The sequence below is a fragment of the Kluyvera ascorbata genome (assembly GCF_023195735.1).
GTDB lineage: Bacteria > Pseudomonadota > Gammaproteobacteria > Enterobacterales > Enterobacteriaceae > Kluyvera > Kluyvera ascorbata.
This window is the reverse complement of the sequence record NZ_CP096201.1, coordinates 1,203,669-1,225,019: the sequence shown is the minus strand read 5'-3', so window position 1 is coordinate 1,225,019 and position 21,351 is coordinate 1,203,669. Positions and strand designations below refer to the sequence as shown.

Here is a 21,351-nt window from a genome sequence, read left to right as displayed (position 1 = left end):
ATAAGAACATATAATCAATGTTCTCGGTATAGGCAAATGTAAACATCACAATTTATTGGTATTTTTCTTGATACATAATATATCCAATACTTCTGATGCATAAGTTAAGCAGCACTAAACCTTTAGTATGAAATTCATTAAATAGAATTTAAATAATCAGCTTATTAAAGATATTAAATTGCAGATATACGATATATCTTTTTATTAATTAATTACGTACTATCGATACGTTTCGCTGCCGTGGTTCGAAGATTTTTCCCAATCAAAAAATGCATCCCGCTGTCAGATTGATTGCAATTCATACAGCAAGCATGTTCCCCAACACTTCCTGCAATATGGACTAGTGTGGCGTATGGCAAATCTGTTATACTCGCTGTAACACATTGGGGCTGATTCTGGATTCGACGGGATTTGCGAAACCCAAGGTGCATGCCGAGGGGCGGTTGGCCTCGTAAAAAGCCGCAAAAAATAGTCGCAAACGACGAAAACTACGCTTTAGCAGCTTAATAACCTGCTCTGAGCCCTCTCTCCCTAGCTTCCGCTCTTAAGACGGGGATCAAAGAGAGGTCAAACCCAAAAGAGATCGCGTGGAAGCCCTGCCTGGGGTTGAAGCGTTAAAACTAATCAGGCTAGTCTGGTAGTGGCGTGTCTGTCCGCAGGTGCCAGGCGAATGTAAAGACTGACTAAGCATGTAGTGCCGAGGATGTAGGAATTTCGGACGCGGGTTCAACTCCCGCCAGCTCCACCAAAATTCTCCATCGGTGATTACCAGAGTCATCCGATGAAGTCCTAATAGCCCGCACGGCGCAAGCCCTGCGGGCTTTTTTGTGCCCTCAATTTGTCCCGCTAAGTCCGAAGAGAACTAATTAAATCCGAACCTTTTAGGCCCATTGATAGGCCCAACGAAAAGCTCTATTGTTTTCGTTGGTCCTAAACGCATGGAGACTCACCATGGCAAGAAAAACCAAGCCGTTAACCGATACGGAAATCAAAGCCGCTAAACCTAAAGATGCCGATTACCAGCTGTATGATGGTGACGGGCTTACTCTGCTAATCAAGTCCAGTGGTAGTAAGCTATGGCAGTTCCGTTACTATCGACCTCTGACAAAGCAGCGAACCAAGCAGAGCTTTGGAGCCTACCCTGCCGTATCACTTTCTGATGCGCGTAAACTAAGAGCTGAATCTCGAGTTTTATTAGCAAAAGACATTGATCCTCAGGAGCATCAGAAAGAACAGGTGAGGAATTCTCAAGAGGCCAAAACCAATACCTTCTTGTTAGTTGCCGAGCGTTGGTGGAATGTGAAGAAAACCAGCGTAACAGAGGACTATGCCGACGATATCTGGCGCTCGCTTGAGAGAGATGTTTTCCCGGCAATCGGTGATATCAGTGTCACTGAGATTAAGGCTCATACTCTGGTTAAAGCAGTTCAGCCGGTTCAGGCCAGAGGTGCATTAGAGACTGTTCGCCGCCTTTGTCAGCGTATTAACGAAGTCATGATTTATGCGCAGAACACAGGCTTGATTGATGCAGTTCCCAGCGTAAACATCGGGAAAGCGTTCGAGAAACCGCAGAAGAAAAACATGCCTAGTATCCGCCCGGATCAACTTCCACAACTAATGCAGACTATGCGCACGGCAAGTATCAGCCTGTCCACACGATGCCTGTTCATGTGGCAGCTTCTCACCATTACCCGCCCTGCCGAAGCCGCTGAAGCTCTATGGGATGAGATCGATTTTGATGCTAGAGAATGGAAAATTCCTGCTGCTCGAATGAAGATGAACCGGGACCATACGGTTCCATTATCTGATGGAGCTCTCGCTATTCTGGAAATGATGAAGTCTCTCAGTGGTGGCCGAGAATTTATCTTTCCCAGTCGCATCAAACCAACCCAGCCGATGAACAGCCAAACAGTGAATGCAGCACTCAAGCGTGCTGGATTAGGAGGCGTTCTCGTTTCTCATGGCTTGCGTTCTATCGCCAGCACTGCTCTCAATGAGCAGGGATTTCCGCCTGATATTATTGAAGCAGCATTGGCTCATGTTGACAAAAATGAGGTTCGGCGAGCTTATAATCGTAGCGATTACCTAGAGCAACGTCGTCCAATGATGCAATGGTGGGCTGACTTTGTGAAAAAGGCAGATAGTGGTAGCCTCACTGAAGTTGAATTTACAACATTAAAGCTCACTGGATAGGAGAAATTCTTAATCCACAAAAGCAAAAAACAGGAGTGTGTGGTAATGACGCAATCCTGTTTTAAAATATCTTATTTCTTGGGCTACATGCATGATTTGACCGGAAGAGCATTGGCTCGTACTATCAGAAATAAATGTGAAGCAGCCTGCAATCGTACAGACTTGTTGAATGACGCCAAATGATGCAGACATGGGAGATTATGTTCTGGCTGCGACCTCTAATACCTGATAAACCAGCCTTCCATTGGTACGGGCACTTCCAGACACTATTATAATAAATCAGGGGAAAAATTTTGTTTACCCTTCGGGCTGCACATGAAGAGGCGAGTAGATTTAGAGAGCCACTCGAAAAATGTGATCCATCAACAACCTACCTCATACCTCACGACTTTCCTGTCATGAGTTGCAGGCTTTGCTCAATGCTGCTTTCCTTCCACTTTCTGCAATTATGGCCCGAGCTGGAATTGAAGGGTGTCACAGGAGCCACCGGTAAAAATGGCGTGATAACTCACTACTGGCTGGAAGTGGGGGATTACGCTATTGATATCACTGGGGACCAATACAACATCATCAACGCCAGTAAACTAAACGAAGATATCGTAAGAAGCAGGCCATTTGTGCCTGTTCACGTCGCTCACCGAAAGGACAGCTATCTCTATAATTTATTTAGAATTCAAGGGAAGGAACGTTTAATCTTTGGATTTCCGACAATCGGTGACGATTTCGTCGATGAGATGGAATGTGATTATCGCCAGCTTGTTGGCTGATGGTAAACATAGAACGAGGATAAGAGTGCAGATCTGCGCTTATATCGGCAAATCTGCAACTGAGGTTCTACTGGCCTTACAGTGGCTATGACGTTATCTGACTTGTGCCTAAGTTCCGGTAACCGTCACTTAAATGTTTGGTGTTGTTCTTTGCCAGGTAAGCGACCCGTAGCAGGAAGTCATAATAATCAGGGCTTAACGTTAATGCGTGGTGTCGTGTGAACCAGGCTGTGTGGTTCTTCGGGAAATGAACCCGACTGGCGTAATCGGGATAATCAAGTCCAATAGCGCTGCACCAAGCTTTCTGAATACGAGTCGCCATATTATCAGCATCAGGTTCGGTATAATTCCCGAGATAAGCATAAACCTCTCTGTCAAACAACAGAACTAGGTGGTAGTGGGGATGTTCGCTGGTATTACGTTCTCGGGCCCAGATATAAGCGGGTAATGCAGGTTCACCAGCCCTGCCTGAACGCAGGTGCTCAGCCCGTAGCTGGCTTTTCAGGGAGTCTAAGGCTCGGGTGATAGCCTTCTCATCATCTCTTTGAAAACACAATGGTAAATCAGGTTCATCGGCAGCATGGGACTGAGCAAATCTCAAGACAGCAAACACGGCGAATATGCGGTTATTCTTCTCAAGAAAATCATATACCACCGCAAGCGAGCGACGAAGCATATATCGCGACATCCGGGATCTATATTTATTTTCTGCATCCAGCAGAAGGGATTCAAATCCTTTTTCAGATAACTCATTAGGTGATCTCATAATAAATTACTCAAGTAATTTTTGTTAGTGGGTAGCAGTAGGCTACCCATGTAATTAGGCGTACAGGTCCCTTTGCAGGGATGTATTATCTCTGCTGGTATCTGTCATATAGGGCTGGTTAGTTAACTGGTATACACGTATATGTTAACAAGATATACGAGGTATATAGACTGGCCCCATGAATCTCCAGACAGTTGGTATCACTTAAGTTAGTGATAGTCTTAATACTAGTTTTTAGACTAGTCGTTGGAGTCCGAATGATTGATGTTTTAGGTCCAGAGAAGCGCAGACGGCGAAGTGTTCAGGAAAAAATCGCCATTGTTCAGCAGAGTTTTGAGCCCGGAATGACCGTGTCGCTGGTCGCCCGTCAGCATGGCGTTGCTGCCAGTCAGCTGTTCCTGTGGCGTAAGCAGTATCAGGAAGGCAGCCTTACAGCCGTTGCCGCAGGAGAACAGGTTGTGCCCGCGTCGGAGCTGGCATCTGCGATGAAGCAAATTAAAGAGCTGCAGCGCCTGTTGGGCAAGAAAACCATGGAAAACGAGCTGCTAAAAGAAGCCGTTGAATATGGCCGACAAAAAAAGTGGATAGCGCACGTGCCCTTGTTACCGGAGGATGGCGAATAAGCCTTGTCAGTCGTTGCCTCCGGGTCTCACGTGCGCAACTGCATGCCATAGCCCGTCGGTCGAAGGACTGGCAGGATCGTCGGTGCAAGCGCAAGCCTGATGATACTGACGCGCTGGCCCGTATCCATACCGTTATCGGCGATCTGCCCACCTATGGTTATCGTCGGGTATGGGCACTGTTGCGCAGACAATCAGAAACTGACGACATGGCGGTGATCAATGCCAAACGCGTATACCGCATCATGCGTCAGAATGCGCTGCTGCTTGAGCGTAAACCGGAAATACCGCCATCGAAGCGGGCGCATACAGGGAAAGTGGCCGTTGGAGAAAGTAACCAGCGGTGGTGCTCTGACGGCTTCGAGTTCAGCTGTGATAACGGTGAAAAACTGCGGGTCACGTTCGCTCTGGACTGTTGCGATCGCGAGGCACTTTACTGGGCGGCCAGTAACGGTGGATATGACAGTGAAACCGTGCAGGACGTCATGCTGGGTGCCGTGGAGCGTCGCTTCGGTAACAGCCTGCCGACATCCCCAGTTGAGTGGCTGACAGACAACGGTTCAGCCTACCGTTCTTATCAGACGCGTCAGTTCGCCAGAATGGTAGGACTGGAGCCTAAACATACGGCGGTACGTAGCCCGGAAAGCAACGGGATGGCAGAGAGCTTCGTGAAAACGATGAAGCGCGATTACATCAGCATCATGCCGAAACCCGACGGGTTAACAGCGGTAAAGAACCTTGCGGAGGCCTTCGAACATTACAACGAATGGCATCCGCATAGTGCACTGGGGTATCGTTCGCCACGGGAATATCTGCGGCGGCGAACCAGTAATGGGTTAAGTGATAAAAAGTGTATGGAAATATAGGGGCCAATCCAGTATATTACATATACCGACTAGCTAAGCTAAGAAAAAATATTATCCGCGATAGTCGAACCCGCAACCAGCCAGGGATTGCCAACAAGGTAACCCCTTGATAAATAATAAATATTACTCTGAAGTTATTCAGGCTTAACAAGCTTGCTCATTGCCAGTGATCCAGACAGGTATACGGGTGTGTTAGTTTTCTCTGCCAGTTCGACAGGATGCATTTTTGAACCGGTAAATTTGACATAATTTATACCTGCTTCTTCGTATAATTGTACCTTTCCTTTAGATTCAAGCTTAGCCAATGCTGGCATCAAGCGCGCAGAGCATCTGGTTGATAACGGTCCATTTTTGATCATGACATTTCTACTGAAATTATAAGAACCATTTTGAACAAGGCGCGACTCCATCCAGAATAATATTTTTTCTTCATCACTCAACTCTCTTGTAGAATCAATTTTTGTGATGGCGTGATTGACAAACCAGTCCATCAGATTCAAAGCTGATAACAAATTTTCCTTTGTTATTATTGTCGAATCAGGGTCACCAGAAACTTGAAAAATGCCTGCCATTCTGAGCCCCTGCTCTATAATCCGAGCACCTATATCATCGTAGTGATACAAGGAGCCTCCAGGTTTCATCTTTTGCTGCAAACTTAACGAAGTTGCACCCAATAGCTCCTGAGCATCCGGGGTCAACGTCAGTGTTATTAACTCATCATCATTTTCTCTTCGCCTCACACCCGCTTTTAAATGCCGCGTTATCACTGAGTACAATTCAGAAAGCACTGACTCACTATGAGTATAATGGTCACTGATGATGCACGGTGTAGTAATCTGCTCCATGTCTATCATCAGTGTACGCGCCTGCAATCCAGTCTCTCTGATGTTTACTCTTTTCTGTCTGCTGGTATTGTTATAAGGTTGAGGTTGCATCATTAAAAAACATGAAAATACATAATTTTCAATAACAAAACTTTCACTGGATGCCCTGTCTATCGTGATTTTGTCTCCGCACCAGTATGTATTGAGAAGCGCGGGGTTGTTGAACACACTCCCCTTGTATACTGCTGTTGCCTCGTCATTAAAAAGCGCCTTATTTTGATACTCTAGCCCGATTGCTTTTGCGAGAGCTTCGCTTGTCGGATTCGTTGTGATAATGATCTTTCTTACTGGTTTATCCGGCTTTCGACCAATGTACTCTTCAAGCGCCTTACCCGTTTCGGTAGTATCTTCACCCTTGCTCAGAGTCTTTTTATAAAGCCTGTTTAATACTTCAAACTCTGCCTCCCAAAGAATATTTTTTCGCTCATATGCTTTAAGCTCAGCACGATAAGTATCTTCAAACTCCCGTTCCTGTTGTGCAAAAGGGTCTTTCAACAATCTGAATATTGTTGATTTTCCACTGCCAGATCTTGAAAGCAGCAGCAGATATAAGGCCAGAGGAAATCGCTGTTTATTCTTTAACTGAACACAGTACAAATCCTGACAGGCCAGCCCTAAAAAGGCTAATAACGTAACAAGGATTATTTCGATAGCCACTCCAGTTATGTAGTGCAAATGCGAAGCCCAATACCTGATGTGGCGTGGTAGTATGTCAAACTTCAGGTTAAGTTCATGATTAATTTTGCTTTTAAATTTATTGCTCATTGCATCATCCTTTTTTTGGTAAAAAAATTAAACTGTTCGGGAAGCGAGCCACTCGTCTACAGAGGTAGAGCGCCAGCCGACAGATGCAGCCCCAAGCCGGATCGGTTTAGGAAAATCAGCATCGTAGTAACGGGATTTTGGGTTCAATTTCTCGTAGATGCTGGATCGGGATATTCCCAGGAGTGCCGTCAATTCAGCCATACGCAGAATGCGCAGAGGCTGGTTAGAATGGTTCGTTTGTTCGCATGGCTTTAACATTGTTAGTTCCCCTTATTGGACGTCTTAGTCAGCGCTCGAACTCTCTCATACCATCTGAGATACTGTCCCCGTCATAAAACGGAAACCAACCGGAGGGAACGTGGGGACTCATGCTTTTGCTGATATGATGTATCGTCTTTACCAGTGCTTTGGCCTGTTTGAAAAGGATGACGAACGGCGTGAAGTGCGTGGAAACAGCAGTTTTTCCTTTCATCAGAATTTTTTTGATCAAGGCTATAACGATGTAATAAGAATAATTGACAGCAATGAAGTCTTCAGCCTCGAAGAAAGACGCGAAGTTTTTTACAAATACGAGCAACTATATAACGCGCTAATGCATATTCCGGTCTTTTCTCATCTAGATAATCGCCAAATCACAAAGCGCTACCTTCAGGTCGCATTGCCTCCCATAGTAGCATTAGACGTCTATAATTCTCTTCCCCCCGATGATGAAATGCATTTCTATTACCATATTCATCGTTTTTTGATCAGCACACACTGCCCACACGAAAGAGCTGATAAAAGAAAGATTTATGCAGGAGTGAAAGAATATCTACGGGAATATATTCGCACACTTGATTTTCACTACACGGATCATCTGACATCACTTATTAATTTCATTAATAATATTAAAGCAAGTAGTGGACAGAAGGAAGCGACTATAAAGAGAGTAATAGAAGATTGCCGTTCAGAGTATAATGAAAGCTACATTCCTGAAAAGAACATAAAAGTCAACTCACTAAATTTAAATAAAATTGAAAGGGCTTATCTGTCGCTTAACGTGCTGCTTGCATTCGAACGCAAGACCTCAGCAGTCACCGCGGTATCCATGCATTACCGACACACAGTGAACAATGGCATTAATTATAACAATAGTTATGGTATTTTGTGTCGATATATCTACTCTAAGGGGTATGACGAAAAACTGTTACATTACATTACTCTTCCATTTTATAATATGGCTATCCGGCCCGTTTCGGTAACTATAGAGGAAAAACCGTATCGTTATGTACACGAATTAAAATGGCTTATTTTTAACACTAGGAATAACACCAAATATTCTAAATGGGATTTAGCCGAAATAGCATCTTGTTTCAAATCCGCATCTAACTCAGATGTACTAATACCCTACTTCCAACTTTTGCAAGTCATCATTTTTCTCAGTCAGGATAAAACAGATGAAGCATTCCGACTTATAAACAAAATCCCATTAACTACCTTACCGATTGGTTACCTGCCCTCAGCCTTTTCAGTTATCAAACTGGCATTAAAAGTGAAACTGGAAAGAAAAAAAATAAGAAACAAAACATTACTGTCCGTGATAAACAGCACCTTGAGCAATCAAGGTGCTGTTACCGAACTTATTGCTGTAACTCAGGGAGAAACTGATAGTAATCTTGTATTATGCGCAGATAACATGACGATCATGCGTGCAATAAAAATGTATAACCACCTGATAAGAAAGGTAAGTTATTCATCTGAAGATTCACTATCTGATGAGTGTCCACAAGCTATATTCGGGATTCTTGATGAAATAGAATGTGCGCTGGGTAAATTAAATATCCTTATTCGCGAAACAGGTGATAGCATTGACAGTAATGAACTAGCCGGGCTTATAGTGAAAAATAAAACACTAACAACTCGTGAATTGAATGAAAACCTGGTTGGCGTACTTGATAAATGCACACTTTATAATTTCCTGAGTAGCATCAATGTTTTTATTAGTTATTTGAGATGCCCAGGAGAAGAACTAGGACACATCAGGATATTTTCCGGAGTAACAGAAAAGCCAAGACGTCTTCGGGGAAAGATATGTGAGGCTTTGAGGATTGCATCAGAAATACGTAGAGAGGGGGAATTTAAGAAGAAGGGAAAAACGACCAGACGTCAGCAGAAAAGCGCTGGCGCAGTCCGAAAAAGCAAATGATGCTTTATGACTCCCCTGCTACAGCTGCTACGTGTAGCAGCTGTAGCAGTTGCTAGGAAGCAAGATACACACTTTTGGCCTAAGCTAATACACATTAGATTACTCATTCAGGAGAAGACGAGTTGCTCCCACTATCGGCAATTCAAAACACTTCATCGGTTTAACGTTCTGTATTTCTAACAGTACCTGGGTAAGCTGGCATATCCAGCAAGATATGCTGGAAATACCCAAACGTCTGATGAGTCTCTTCAATTGCTTTTCTTTGTTTCAATAGAATTATATCCGTCCACTTCCGACGTAGTATGATGCTTTTGTTCAGGTCAAGAAGCCACACTCAGTGTAATGCTAAAAAATTAGAGCCCTAAACGTTTCATTAGAAGTAAGCCATTCGATCTCAGCAAAAACGATGTTTCATCTTGCGATATATTCCATATCTCAGCTAATTTAATTGTTACAGTATTAGCCTCCCATGGCATTACATGCGCACCACGCATTTTCGCAAATGGTCCATCGCTCTCTGGGACCACTCGATCACGTGGCATCAGTGCTGCCAGCTTACGTCCATTAGCAGACTCCATCATTGTTGGTCCAACACTGAACCAACAGCCGGCATCGGCTGCTCTTCGAAGGACGGAAGGTGAATCGGTAAACCAGTGAAGAACCGCTGTGCCAAACCCAGGATTCACATCAAGAATATCTAAAACTTCCTTGGCTGCAGCCCGAGAATGAATGCTGAGAACTCGCCCACCTAGTCCTACACACTTTTCAACAATGGCTTTAAATATATTCTTTTGAAGTTCAAAGTACGGCCTGCACCGTGATGAACCATCCAGACCAATTTCGCCAATACCAGTGCAATCCTCCATTTGTGATAGCAACATTTCCAATTCGCTATGTTTTTTATCTGCTATCTCAGGGTGTAGGCCTGGGGAAATGAAACATTTCTGAGTGGTAGCCAGAACTTTCGAAGTTGCAGCGTATGCTCTTGGGCTAGTTGTAACCAGCCATACAAATTCGGTTCGCTGCAATGCTTCGATGTAGACTTTCTTGGCATTCGGATAAAGATCTAAGTGGCAGTGGAAATCCATCAAATTATACCGTCCCTTCGAAGCAAGGCAGCTAACTCAGCTAAACCCTGTTCAGCAACGTGACGATAATGAGGGCGATCCGCAGCTGACGCAAAGGCTAGTGTGGCCCCTAGGAAGGCATCAATCCCTTTTTTTTCGGCGGCGAGTACAGCACAAGCCACTGCCATTGGATCGTCAGCATTTGCTTTTCCTGCCAACGACAGATTGGTGAATTTATATCTTGTCGTATCAGAAATACCCCAACGCTGAATCGCAGCTTTACGAACCATACATGGCACGCATCGACCGCAGTGTGTTCGGTTGTAGGTACGGAAACGACCACAACTTGTCGAATCACATGCAAATCTTGCTAGCAGTGTTTGATCTGCACACTGTGCCAACATCTCTCCCTTCGTCATGAACCGATAGGGCATACACAATTGAGCATTGACGCCAACGGCATCAAGTAATTTTTGAAGGAAAGTCATGAACTGTGGATGTGTTGTTCTTGTGCTGAGGCTAGCCATCCTTCCCGGAAGCAATGGAGGATTGATACTTATGAATCCATTTTCTGGTACCAATATTTCGGCTCTTTTGACCGCTAACAATGATGTAGCGAGCACAGCAAGACCATAGAACGCCATTGAGCGAGCTCTGGTCGATGTTTCTTTTTTACCACTAAAAACGACTTTATGACTCCACTGTTGATGCCAGTCGCCTCCACCTAGTGCATCAGCATAGGCAACTTGCCGAGCAGAATCTTCAAAAGCAAGTTGTGACACAAAAATTGGTTTACGCCCTGCTGCTGTTGCATCTATACCACCTATCAGGCTATCAAGGCCTCCAGAAAGTAGTGACACACAATCTCGGTCGCACTCTCTGTGATTGCCTTTTGGTGGTGTTGGGCCGCCAGGCAGGAAGTGCAGCGTCCAAAAGTCACCAGAAAGAACTCGAAGCATTTCCTCTGCAATAGCTTTATTTGCTTCCCAAGGAACTGGATCATTAAGTGTAATATCGAGCTCAATTTGGCGAGTCCAACCATCAGCACTATTTTTGCGAAGAACAGCAACATCTGAGGCATAAACAGCAAAACAAAAAAGCATGAAATCCCACACTGGGATCGATGGGGCATAGCCAGCACTTTCTAGCTTACGCAGCCAACCAGAGGCAATACGTCCAATGCCGGGTCGTGATGATGCCTCTAGGAAGGTGAATGCACGAGTGCCTACTGGCACATTTTGGGGTAGCGAATTGATACTTGAGCAAAGAATTTTCATGATTCAGAGAACACCGTAAGGGCGTCTTGTAACGCCGAAGTCGCAATTTCTCGCATGGAATGTGAAGTACTGCCAGAACGTACCTTTCCCATCGATTTGTTAACAACAACCATAATGTAGTCAAGTACTTGTGCTAATCGCTGTTGTATGACGCTGGGTACATATTTTAGCTTTTCAAAAACCCTTCCGAGTTCAAGTTGAACCCGGTTGTAAACATCGTACGCCACTGTGAATGCCATTACATTGGCAATCTGGTCATCCGCAAGATTGAAGATATCAGCAGTGGGATCTACTTCATAAAGATGAGAGATGGCCTGATTCATTGCATGCTTGGCTGACTCTTCGTCAATACTTCCACCCGTGGGCAGCAGCTTTTGTACAACTTCTAGTGCAGTATCATGGGCAGATAGATTTCTCTGTTTTACCGAAGCAACCCACGCATCGATATCAGGGTCGGTCCCATCTCGGGCTGTTGCCAGAAAGCCCCCTAATGAAGCAGAAGCTATAGCGCCGGTGCGCATACGACTCGCCGCTTTTACTGCGCCGCCCATACCTTTTTTAATGAAACTCGAAATACCTCGCCGTAAATCAGATCCACTACCAGATTGCACGAAACCCGTGAGAGCCCTTCGTGCTTCCTGATAACGACCCGCTGGCGCTGCCGCCGGACTTTCTACATGCTGCGGTGTAGTGTTGTCATTCTCCGAGTCACTGTCATTTGCACCATCAGAGCCATCTTCGGGAGCTGGATTTGGTGATATAGGTTTGTCTGCCTGGCTAGAGTCAATGCCAGTTTCAGCATCATCTAGCCATGGTGGATCAAATGATGCGCCAGAACCGGCTCCTGCGCTTGAGGTCGAGGTACCCATTTATTTATTTCTTCCTTGCGTTTTCAATTGCACGTTTAACAGGTTTCGGAATCTGTTCGTCCCGTTCCCACTTAGATAAAACATCTTTCGCCCAGCTACACTCTGTCAAAGCTGAAACCAAGCCTGGGGCGAGCTGAGAAATAGGTGCCTGACTAATGAGTGCAGCGGCTCGAGCCCCGGTACTTGGGTGAATATGAGACACCTCGATAAGCATCAAGACCTCTTCGGCCTTTTGCCATAAACGGTTTGGTCGCCGAATTTCCCAGGCGCGAGCCATGGCAAGACCAGACTGCAGTTCACCAGCATCCATTATTTGCTGTTTTAATGCTTCGTTCGAATTTCGGGCTGCCACCAACGCATCACGTAATGCTTTACCTGCTACGTTCAGATCATCGGCACCAAAATCCCTAACGGTGCTATCTCTACTGAGGTGCAATATTGGTCGCATATCCATATCACCAAGCAGAGGTTTAAGCTGCAGCCACTCACGAACAAACTCTTTATCTCCAAATAGGGTGGGGAGCGTATTATCCGGGTCTTTAGCTGCCATCTCTGCGTCATGAAGAATGCTGACTCTGCCTTCGTTTTCGGCCGAAACCTTTTCTGCCAATGCATTCGCCGTAGCTTCGTCACACCGCTCGAGCAAATGCCACTTAGCCAGAATTTGTACATCCACATCAATGCCTTGTGGTTTAGCTAATGTCTTACGCAAAAACACGGTATTAAGAAATCGCTTAATCAGTCGTGGGTTGGCCTGGACTGTACTTGCACTAAAAAGTAATGGAGCCAACCTCTCAGCTAGCCCCATTAGGTCGAGCAACTCAGCATCCTCCTTTTCCACCAGCGTTTCGAGGAATGCAAGATCAACGGTTTTTCCCGTCCAAGTTTCTCGTAGTCGAGCTTCTACGCTGAGTTTAGCTTTCTCAAAACTCTCGGTTTTCAGCTGTCCGCTGCGGTGAGCACGTTCCAAAAATAGCAACGCGGTATATGCTTTAGTCTCGTTAGCGCCCAGTCTTGGTACTCGCAATGGAACTTGAATTAACTTGTCGAAATAATTAGTTGCGATATCGTCATCCAAACCAGTACCAGCAAAGTGGACACGGACGGCTCCACGAATAAACACATCGTCCGCGGCAATGACGAATGCACTTCGACGCAGAAACAGTAGCAACCGAATAGCCTCGAGCGTTGAAATAGCAGTCTTAGGTAGGCATCGATCAAGGTCATCGACAAAGACTACCAACGTGATATTCAGCTCGACGAGTAGCTCTTCCAAGGCTTCCCGAAAGGATTGTATTTCTTTTGGCAGCGAAACGGGTTTAGCTTCGTTCAAGAGTCCTTTGGTAGCATCTGATGCATCTTTGGCGACTGCGATGCCTTCATTAAGTGATTCATTCTGCAATGCACCTTTTCCAGCCTCGACAACTTTTCCAATAAGACCGACCGGAACCCCTGTGATCAAAGTGGCTGCAACTTCTCCACCAAGTTGAGCCAACCGTAGAAAATTAATGCGCTTGACGAGGGATTTTGCCTTACCTAAAAGTCCACTATTCTGAGCGACTACAGCCTCAAGTACTGCATCTCCAACCGTCTGTAGCAGCGCGGTACGTGCATCCTCAAAGCCTTGGTAAAGCCATGGATTGAAAGTTATCACTACATGTTTTGGTCGTTCCTCAGAGGCAATTCCCACTCCGACAGTCTGTTCCAGCGATAACTCAGATGCGATCATCCGTACAAGTGACGATTTTCCTGCGCCCCAGCCTCCCGAGATCCCAATCGAGATTGGCTCCCCACCGGTATCTTGAATGAGCTCCGCACATGCTTTTGCTACTAGGCGAAAATTAACGTAATCAACGGTTGTCTCATTGTCATGCCACATAACGTCCCCAATTATTTTTCTTCAAAACAACTGTTTACTAATCTCAGAAAGTTCTTCGACCCGACACCTGCTACCGAATTTATAGTATATGGGCAAGTTCCCTTTCTATTTGCAAGGTTTTTATTAGGATAAGGTAGATAATTGCTGTCGAACTCAAATTCATTACAAACATAAATTTTAGAGTGACTTCCATGGCCTTCTACGGGGGGATTACCTCACTCTGGTTAAGCGCTTCTGGCGTAGCCAGTGGTGCCGGGCTACGGCTTGGCAGACGTTGCTTTCCTTTTCGACGAAAACTCAGTTTCTGCAGACAGTAAATCCAGTGAACACGCTTATGGTTCCAAGCGTTACCCTGCCTGCATATCATCAGGAACCCGGAAATCTCAAAAAGTGCGTGGAACTAAAACAGGTATGCTTACACCGGGGGCAGGTCAAACCGAAAGCTCAATTTATTTAAAAAAAAGCATAATTAACTCCGACCATTCAAAATGGTCGGAGGGGTATAAATTCCTATCAATTTAGCATTATCTCATTTGACATGAATAACGCCGCTCACCTATTTTTTGTCCTTTAGCTAGTTCATAGCAACCTAGAAAAATTTATTCGCTGCAATATAAATGCTACTTGCGCAGCGATAAAATTGCCCGTGCGGTTTCAGCACGGTTAGCAATTTGCATTTTTTGTATTGCAGCATCCACATCTTCACCACTTTTCTTATTCAGTTTAATCAGAAACTCAACAGGTAATAGCGAAGTTAAATTTTCAAGTTTTGATTCAGACCAATTGATGGTTGCAACAACCCCTTCAATTCGCTTAATCATTAGGTTTTTAAGTAATTCTAAACGCTCTGGCTCAACGGTTATATAACCAATCGGCAGGGTTAATGCACTATCAGAATTAGGTTGACCGTGGTATTGCACCAAAGCAATCACATCAGGAATTAAGAGGATCTCCAAACGATCAAACTTAGCCTCTGAAGTAAGGCCAATACCGGTAGGAAAACGACCTAAGTGTCGCTTACGTTCTTGACGTTTCTCACCTTCATCAGCGCTTGGGTGTAAAAGCGAAATGCGGGCAATCTTATCATCGGCATAATTACCAAGTATATCGCCTAGATCGCGATTAAAACGCGAAAGTTGACTGCCATTAGCTCCCCACAGTGGTACTTTACTGCTATACCACAGCGCTTTTGGAGCTGTTTTACCCACATAATCACGTAATGCATTATGCAACATACTAATGAACAGCTTAGAGTTGTGCGGCAAATAAACAGCCCCTAACATGCCGGTAGTCAATGAAGTACCGTAGCCAGTTTTCCGTTGTTCGCGAGCCTCTATCCAGCCGGAATAGTCGAACTTATAACCATTAGCAAATTGTAACAACACTTTATCATTTGCTAGTTTACAGAAATCTTCACAGTCGATACCAAATTCATCTAGTTTATGTTCTCCCAAAAAATCTGCGATATGAGCCTCCAGCTCGTTTGAAAGCGGCAGTCGGGTGTTACCTAAATATTCATAGGAGCGAGTAAATTTCTGCGGCTCAATGCTACCAGCAGAAGCATCGTAGCTAACCTCTATCTCTATTGGGAGCTGCACCATTTCATGCGAACTACAGCCCATTATCTTATATAATCTAGTCCTTTGACGCTCATACTCGCTGTTGCGGCTGAGCAAAAGATGGTGGCGAAACTGGGAGCTAAAAGCCTCTGTTACCGCAGCAGCATCTCCCCCGATCTGATGCCGAGGCAATAGCTCTGGCAGTCCAGAAGTAAAACGACGATTCGGTTGCGGTTTACATATCGAAAGAGTTAATAGATCGAATGCCACTTCCTCTGTACGTTCTTGATACTTAACTAAACTTGGCTTCCCACCATTACTAGCTGCATGCTTACGTAGGAATGAGCTAGCCTCAATATGCCCATCAGGGTTAATGTTGATCAGTCTGTTAGCCAGCAAGCCATCAAGCAATACCTCTCGCTCACGATCGGTTAGACCAAAGTAATTCTGTAACTCGCTGGGATAGAGCTGATCAAAAATCAGCAGCAAGCGACATGCAAACTGTTCAATTCCAGGCATCAGTTTTTCAGTGGTCAAAGCGCAGTTGATCTTGTAACTACGCGCAGGTAGTAAAACGGTAATCAGATTACCCAGACGTGGTTCTGACATTAGTTGTTATCTCCAAGCAGACTTTGACCACACAGGATTTGGTAGTTGGGTTCATCTACGGCAACCTGTTTACTAATAAATTCATGAACGTTTCCAAGTGCTGAATCATTATTGGTCTTTGACCACATACGCCTAGCTCCCAGAATCAATAACCTTTCTTGAGCTCGCGAAATAGCAACGTTTATTCGCGGCGCATCGCGCAGGAAACCTTGTAGTTTGTTGGGGTTATCGCGAACCAGACTGAGGATAATTATCTTGTTCTCCTGGCCCTGATATGAATCAACGGTATCGATCTTAATCAAACCACGTAACGATGCAGCCCATTCAGCCCGACTGATAGCATTGTCAATTTCCTCTTTTTGCTGACGATACATTGTGATTATACCAATAGGATATGGCTGCTCTGTGGTAATAGTTTGCTCAAGCTGTGCAATGCAGTCATCGCTCGACAATGACTGCAAAGCCTCTAACAGTAGCCGGACTTCTCGTTGATTATAGTAACGGCCATTACCCTTATGCTCTTCTGCACCTGCTTCATTAGGGCTCGAACTATCGATCCAAGTAACAGTTTTGTTCCAAGGACTTGGTAACTGGGAATACCAATCTGGCGAGACTTTCCTCGATGAATGCAGTTTACCGATATCTTGAGCGTAAAAGCACTCCGATACTAACTCGCCAATTGGTTCTACCATTCGATATTGAGTATCGAGTGTTACGCCGTCTGTTGCTTTAAAAGCGCGTTCAAAATCAGACTCGTAAAAGATCCCTTTCCCGAGTTCTAACTTCTTAGAGGCTAACTTAAGATGCTGTTGATGATAGAATGGTGGCAATTGTTTATGATCCCCTACCAGCAACACTCGCTTGCCTGATTGCAGCGCTACCATCAATTCAGCAGCTTGTGCTCGGCCAGCCTCATCAACTATTACCCAATCAAAACTAGACTCAGCTAGCTCTAGTCGACGATTCCCAACACCAACAAGAGTTCCGCAAACCAATCGCTTACTTTTGAACATAAATCGATCAAACCCAGCCTCGCCGCCGCGTAATACATCCATCCACTCTTGGCTCATTTCCAATAGCTGCAGAAAACGTTCAAGGTTCTCTGGATTGTTATAACTGCATTGTATGGCAATTTGCTCAGCCAACTGTCTTATCAAGGTCTCATCATAGACGAGAGTTTTCAGCAAGCTGTCATCGAATATTGAGTTAATAATTTCTTGTGTTCGCAGTTTAAGCTGATTGCTTTGTTCTAATAATTCAGTCAGTCGCTCTTGATGACTAATACTACTGCTCTTTGTCTGTTCTACTTTATCCAGCTCACGGCTATATTGGCCATATGTCACCATCAAGGGATTCAGCGTACGATGTAACTGACATAACTGTTTGACTAATAATGGAGCCATCCCTAGACGCTTTCCTAGGGAGCTAACTCGCAGGTCATATTCACGGTGAAATTTATGCTGAATCTGTCGCTGAAGAGCTTTAGTTGCAACACTTAGCATACCCTCATCAATCATAAGTTCATTACCAATACGTACTGTATCCAGTTCCATTCCTTTTGTATGGCAGAGCTCTCTAGCCTTGATGGCAACATTATCAACAGACGCATGGGATTGGCCGACCAGAAGAATATTATTCACACCGCAATGTTGATACAGATAGTGAATAAATTTTGAAATAAAGGTTGTTTTACCTGTTCCTGGCGGTCCCTGCAGAACTCCAACAGGTCCCAACTCGACCAACTGTTGAAACGCCATGAGCTGCTGTTCATTAAAACGTTGTCCAGGCTGATCATAAAGCTCGCGTAATGTCTCCGCGGATGGCCGCGGTTGCATTTGCTGCATGCAGGGTTTCTGGTGGTAATCAAAATACTGTGGCAGATGCTGGATCTCTGCTTTGTTTTCAATTACTCGTTGAAGGGCTCTTTGACGCAACTCTCTTGATGATTTGTCACGGATCGACTCCAATTGTAGCTGGCTGCCGCTACTAATTCGCTTACGAGCAGCATCGAAATCAAAGCGAATAGCCAATAGATTCGGCGTAGTCTCACTTAGTCGCAACTCCCCTAACTGCACTGATTCACGCTTATCTTTAATATAAACAATGATCTTATCATCAAGTTCAAAGCTGAGGTCAGCACCGGATTCCGTAGTATATGGGTAGAGTAAGCAACCACTTGGTGATTCCTGAAAGTCAGTTGAATCGATGTTGACTATATCTCGTAGGTCTACTTCTGTGTCAGACAATGCCTGCCACAACTCAACTGGACTTGACTCACTACTATCGAAGTCATCTTCATCCATCTCTTGATTAGGATTAGCCCGCTCAATGATGGCGTCAATTACTGGCTCGAGATTAAACAGTAGTTCAATAAAAGTATTGCGCTGATTAAGTGAGCCACGCTGTAATGAAAGTTGAGTATTAATTTTAGCTTGGGAATATTTACCAGCCTTTATACTTTCTTCGATCGATAATCCTTTTTTATACACTATTCTATTAATAGTGCGATTATCAGGATCCAGGTCTACCAATAGCCGCTCACCTAGGCCAGTGATGTTACAACGCAATTCATGCGCAAAGCGTGGGTTAGCTGACCAGTTACAGTGAAAATGATAGATCCCATCATTTTGTTCTAGAAGCTTCACTTCTTGCGGCCAATCATCTGCGCCCCAGCAAACAGGAATTACATTATCCTGTGACTCAGACTCCACAACTTGCTTAATCTCAGCTTGTTCCGGTGCTCGAAGTGACTGCAGCAAAGGATCGAGCGCGATAGGTATACCGTCAACGGTTTGCTTTGCACGTTCTAACTCAGCTTGCACCGGTACTGGCATATCTTCACTAAATAGCTCCTCCACCATACGATATACTGCAAAGCAATCTCGCCCAAAAGCATCAGTACTTTCAGGATTATCTGGCTGGTAGCGATTATCTGCAGTTAATTCATCACTGAATTCAAGCAATCCAATCAGAGTAATTGCTGTCTGCTCCCCGACTTGTACCAGCAGTTTCTCTGGGCAAAGATCTCCATGAGGTAACTGTTTTTCATGAAAAGCATGAATGGTGTTGATCAACGTCTCCGCAATTGTGAAACGTTGGGATTGTTCTAAAACGTTCTCAGCAATAAACTGTGACCACGGTAGACCATCCACATACTCGCTCACTACATACAAGCCGCCTTGTCCTAATAGTCCACAGGAACGCACCTTAGGAGTTGGCAGATTTATATGCGTAAGCTTATCGATTCGCTGCTTAAAAGCGTGGATACGGCGGTTAACACCAGGTTGCTGAGGATTCAAAATCACGCCATCCCACAATTTTACCTGCAGGGCTTTCCCACCTTGTTCACAGTGATAACTGATGCTGCCAGTCGTAGCAATGGCAGCAAGCGCAGGGTAAACCATAGGCAACTGTTCAGGAAGCGGAGGAAACTCAATTAACACACCAACGCTGTTCATCCCTTCGCGAAAGAATTTGTTTTGCTTTAACTCTTGATAAATCTGGTTAGCTTCATCAAATTCTTGGCTATGTTCCTTAGTAGCCGCATTAAACTCATTGAGCATTATGTCCGCACGTGGAAAGCGTTTACTTGGCTCAAGGTTAAGAGCTTGTTCAAACCAGCTATTTAAAATGCCGCTAAAAGGATCAGTTAATGGAGCTCGCCATTCAGGCATCTGTCCAGGAGTCAGTAACGATTCGCCTGCAAAACAAATACGATAAGCAATTACAGCCAACATGAATACATCTAGGCGATAGGGCTCAACTGCTTCTTCAAAAGCATCTTCGGGCAGAGTATATGGAGCACTTTGCAATGTCGGACGTAATGCCTCTAGGCTATTATGTCCCTCCAGCGAGGCTGCGCCAAAACCAGTAACGACAATGCTCTTTTGATCCCCTGCGTACCATAGATTGTGCGGGTCAATATCACAATGGCCGATACCTAGGCTATGTAATTCAGAGAATGGAGCCAATAATGCACGAACGCGATCAATACGATCAGACTTACTCCATCCGTCAGCTTCGCTATCTAGTATCTCATCCAATCGGCTAAAACTACGGCGTAATTCATACAGCTCACGGGCATCATCAGTTATATCCTCCTCGGATAATTCCCTTACCGCACGCAACATATAATCCTGCATAGTTGCACTGCCATGACGAACCAAGCGACCGACTCGAGTCTCACGCAGCGCTATCTCAGACCATAATGTTTGCATTGCATTTGCCACACCCAGGGCATCAAAGTTCCACTGACGCAGCAGACCTCTGTGTTGACTATTGTCTTTGTGGGTAGCCCTGAATTCGTTGTAGACCATGTGAGGGTGACTAAAGAATGGCTTATCGTTCGCAAGATAACCGCTTTCTTTAAGTGGTAAAGGCCTGACTTTTGGGCCTTCAAAGAAGGACTTAATGATCGGTAATGCCTCATCTGAATTTGGCCGAGGCTTTCCCCCCTCAAAAAGATGAGAAAAGTTAGTGTCCTGCACCAGCTTTTCGTAATTTTTGGGGTTGCCTATAGTCAAGAATTCATCACGGGTATGAACATAGCGACTCTCACTTGATGGCAAGTTCTCAGGACCTGCAGTGCCACACAGCACTACATGAGCCTCAACATGCAAAAAGTAACCCAACTTACGAGATAGCTCTTCCTGCAACAAATCTTTTAGTCGCAGTGCATGCTCACGCTTGATCTGATAGGGACTTTTGCCTCGTGGCTTACCATTTTGCAGCCACTTACCCCCTTCGTATGTGATGTTACCATTCCACTCTTTAAGCTCGACTAATAGCAGCCGGTCAGCAGTAATAATTAGCGTATCGATTTCCATCGATCCTTGGCTATCAGTAACAACCAAGCCAGCATAGCCAAACCAACTATCTGGTAACTGCTTAACCATCATATCAACTGTTTTGGTTTCGCTGCGGTGCAGGCCTGCACCACCTACTATCTGATACTTCACGTTTTCTCCTGCACCACTATATTTTTGTTGGTGGTAGTCAAGTAAAAATGGATGTAGTTATCTCAGACATTGCATAGATTGTGCCTG

At 44.8% G+C, this 21,351-nt stretch carries 13 protein-coding genes, 1 other RNA gene and 1 pseudogene; 5 read left to right on the top strand and 10 right to left on the bottom strand.

Features of this window, described 5'->3' with window-relative positions:
* Nucleotides 1-385: 385 nt before the first annotated feature.
* The 3 genes from ssrA (at nucleotide 386) to MY052_RS05870 (ending at nucleotide 2,960) form a co-directional block, all read left to right on the top strand.
* Nucleotides 386-748, top strand: a transfer-messenger RNA (tmRNA) gene (ssrA, locus tag MY052_RS05880).
* A gap of 203 nt (nucleotides 749-951) precedes the next feature.
* The gene (locus tag MY052_RS05875; RefSeq protein WP_248538358.1) at nucleotides 952-2,193 is read left to right on the top strand and encodes an integrase; all 1,242 of its coding nucleotides are present in this window, start codon (nucleotides 952-954) and stop codon (nucleotides 2,191-2,193) included.
* 419 nt (nucleotides 2,194-2,612) lie between these two features.
* On the top strand, nucleotides 2,613-2,960 hold the full coding sequence (locus MY052_RS05870; protein ID WP_224376444.1) for a hypothetical protein: 348 nt from the start codon (nucleotides 2,613-2,615) through the stop codon (nucleotides 2,958-2,960).
* Nucleotides 2,961-3,045: 85 nt separating this feature from the next.
* Here MY052_RS05870 and MY052_RS05865 read toward each other — a convergent pair whose 3' ends face one another.
* Entirely contained in the window at nucleotides 3,046-3,726 is a 681-nt protein-coding gene (locus MY052_RS05865; RefSeq protein ID WP_094909254.1) for an inovirus Gp2 family protein, read from the bottom strand.
* A gap of 257 nt (nucleotides 3,727-3,983) precedes the next feature.
* Here MY052_RS05865 and MY052_RS05860 point away from each other — a divergent pair.
* Nucleotides 3,984-5,212 (top strand): IS3-like element ISEc36 family transposase gene (locus tag MY052_RS05860; protein WP_154298512.1). Its coding sequence is split into 2 segments (ribosomal slippage): nucleotides 3,984-4,299 and nucleotides 4,299-5,212, totalling 1,230 coding nucleotides; the frame shifts between segments, so codons are not numbered across the junction.
* Nucleotides 5,213-5,346: 134 nt separating this feature from the next.
* On the opposite strand, the gene MY052_RS05855 is transcribed toward MY052_RS05860, so the two are convergent.
* Nucleotides 5,347-6,861, bottom strand: coding sequence for a DUF3987 domain-containing protein (locus MY052_RS05855; protein WP_054626366.1), 1,515 nt, complete (start codon nucleotides 6,859-6,861; stop codon nucleotides 5,347-5,349).
* 27 nt (nucleotides 6,862-6,888) lie between these two features.
* Nucleotides 6,889-7,062: a helix-turn-helix transcriptional regulator gene (locus MY052_RS05850; RefSeq protein ID WP_374680575.1), complete on the bottom strand. Its 174-nt coding sequence runs from the start codon at nucleotides 7,060-7,062 to the stop codon at nucleotides 6,889-6,891.
* A gap of 157 nt (nucleotides 7,063-7,219) precedes the next feature.
* Here MY052_RS05850 and MY052_RS05845 point away from each other — a divergent pair, with 157 nt between their 5' ends.
* A complete protein-coding gene (locus tag MY052_RS05845) occupies nucleotides 7,220-9,046 on the top strand; it encodes a hypothetical protein (protein ID WP_103284127.1) in 1,827 nt (608 codons plus the stop codon).
* Between the two features lie 353 nt (nucleotides 9,047-9,399).
* Here MY052_RS05845 and qatD read toward each other — a convergent pair whose 3' ends face one another.
* From qatD to MY052_RS05810, 7 genes and pseudogenes are all read right to left on the bottom strand, one after another.
* Nucleotides 9,400-10,134, bottom strand: coding sequence for a Qat anti-phage system TatD family nuclease QatD (gene qatD, locus MY052_RS05840; RefSeq protein ID WP_054626370.1), 735 nt, complete (start codon nucleotides 10,132-10,134; stop codon nucleotides 9,400-9,402).
* Entirely contained in the window at nucleotides 10,134-11,390 is a 1,257-nt protein-coding gene (gene qatC / locus MY052_RS05835) for a Qat anti-phage system QueC-like protein QatC (protein ID WP_215412380.1), read from the bottom strand. The genes qatD and qatC overlap by 1 nt, the downstream gene beginning before the upstream one ends.
* Nucleotides 11,387-12,259, bottom strand: a complete 873-nt coding sequence (gene qatB, locus MY052_RS05830; protein ID WP_248538357.1) for a Qat anti-phage system associated protein QatB — start codon at nucleotides 12,257-12,259, stop codon at nucleotides 11,387-11,389. The genes qatC and qatB overlap by 4 nt, the downstream gene beginning before the upstream one ends.
* 4 nt (nucleotides 12,260-12,263) lie before the next feature.
* Nucleotides 12,264-14,138 carry a KAP family P-loop NTPase fold protein gene (locus tag MY052_RS05825; RefSeq protein WP_054626373.1) on the bottom strand — a complete coding sequence of 625 codons (1,875 nt, stop codon included), beginning with the start codon at nucleotides 14,136-14,138 and terminating at the stop codon, nucleotides 12,264-12,266.
* A gap of 217 nt (nucleotides 14,139-14,355) precedes the next feature.
* Nucleotides 14,356-14,511: pseudogene (locus MY052_RS05820) on the bottom strand (IS3 family transposase); the annotation flags it as partial.
* A 247-nt stretch (nucleotides 14,512-14,758) separates the two neighbouring features.
* Entirely contained in the window at nucleotides 14,759-16,306 is a 1,548-nt protein-coding gene (locus MY052_RS05815) for a hypothetical protein (RefSeq protein WP_054626374.1), read from the bottom strand.
* Nucleotides 16,306-21,264: an AAA domain-containing protein gene (locus MY052_RS05810; protein ID WP_094909260.1), complete on the bottom strand. Its 4,959-nt coding sequence runs from the start codon at nucleotides 21,262-21,264 to the stop codon at nucleotides 16,306-16,308. Before MY052_RS05810 ends, MY052_RS05815 begins: the two co-directional genes overlap by 1 nt.
* Nucleotides 21,265-21,351 lie beyond the last annotated feature (87 nt).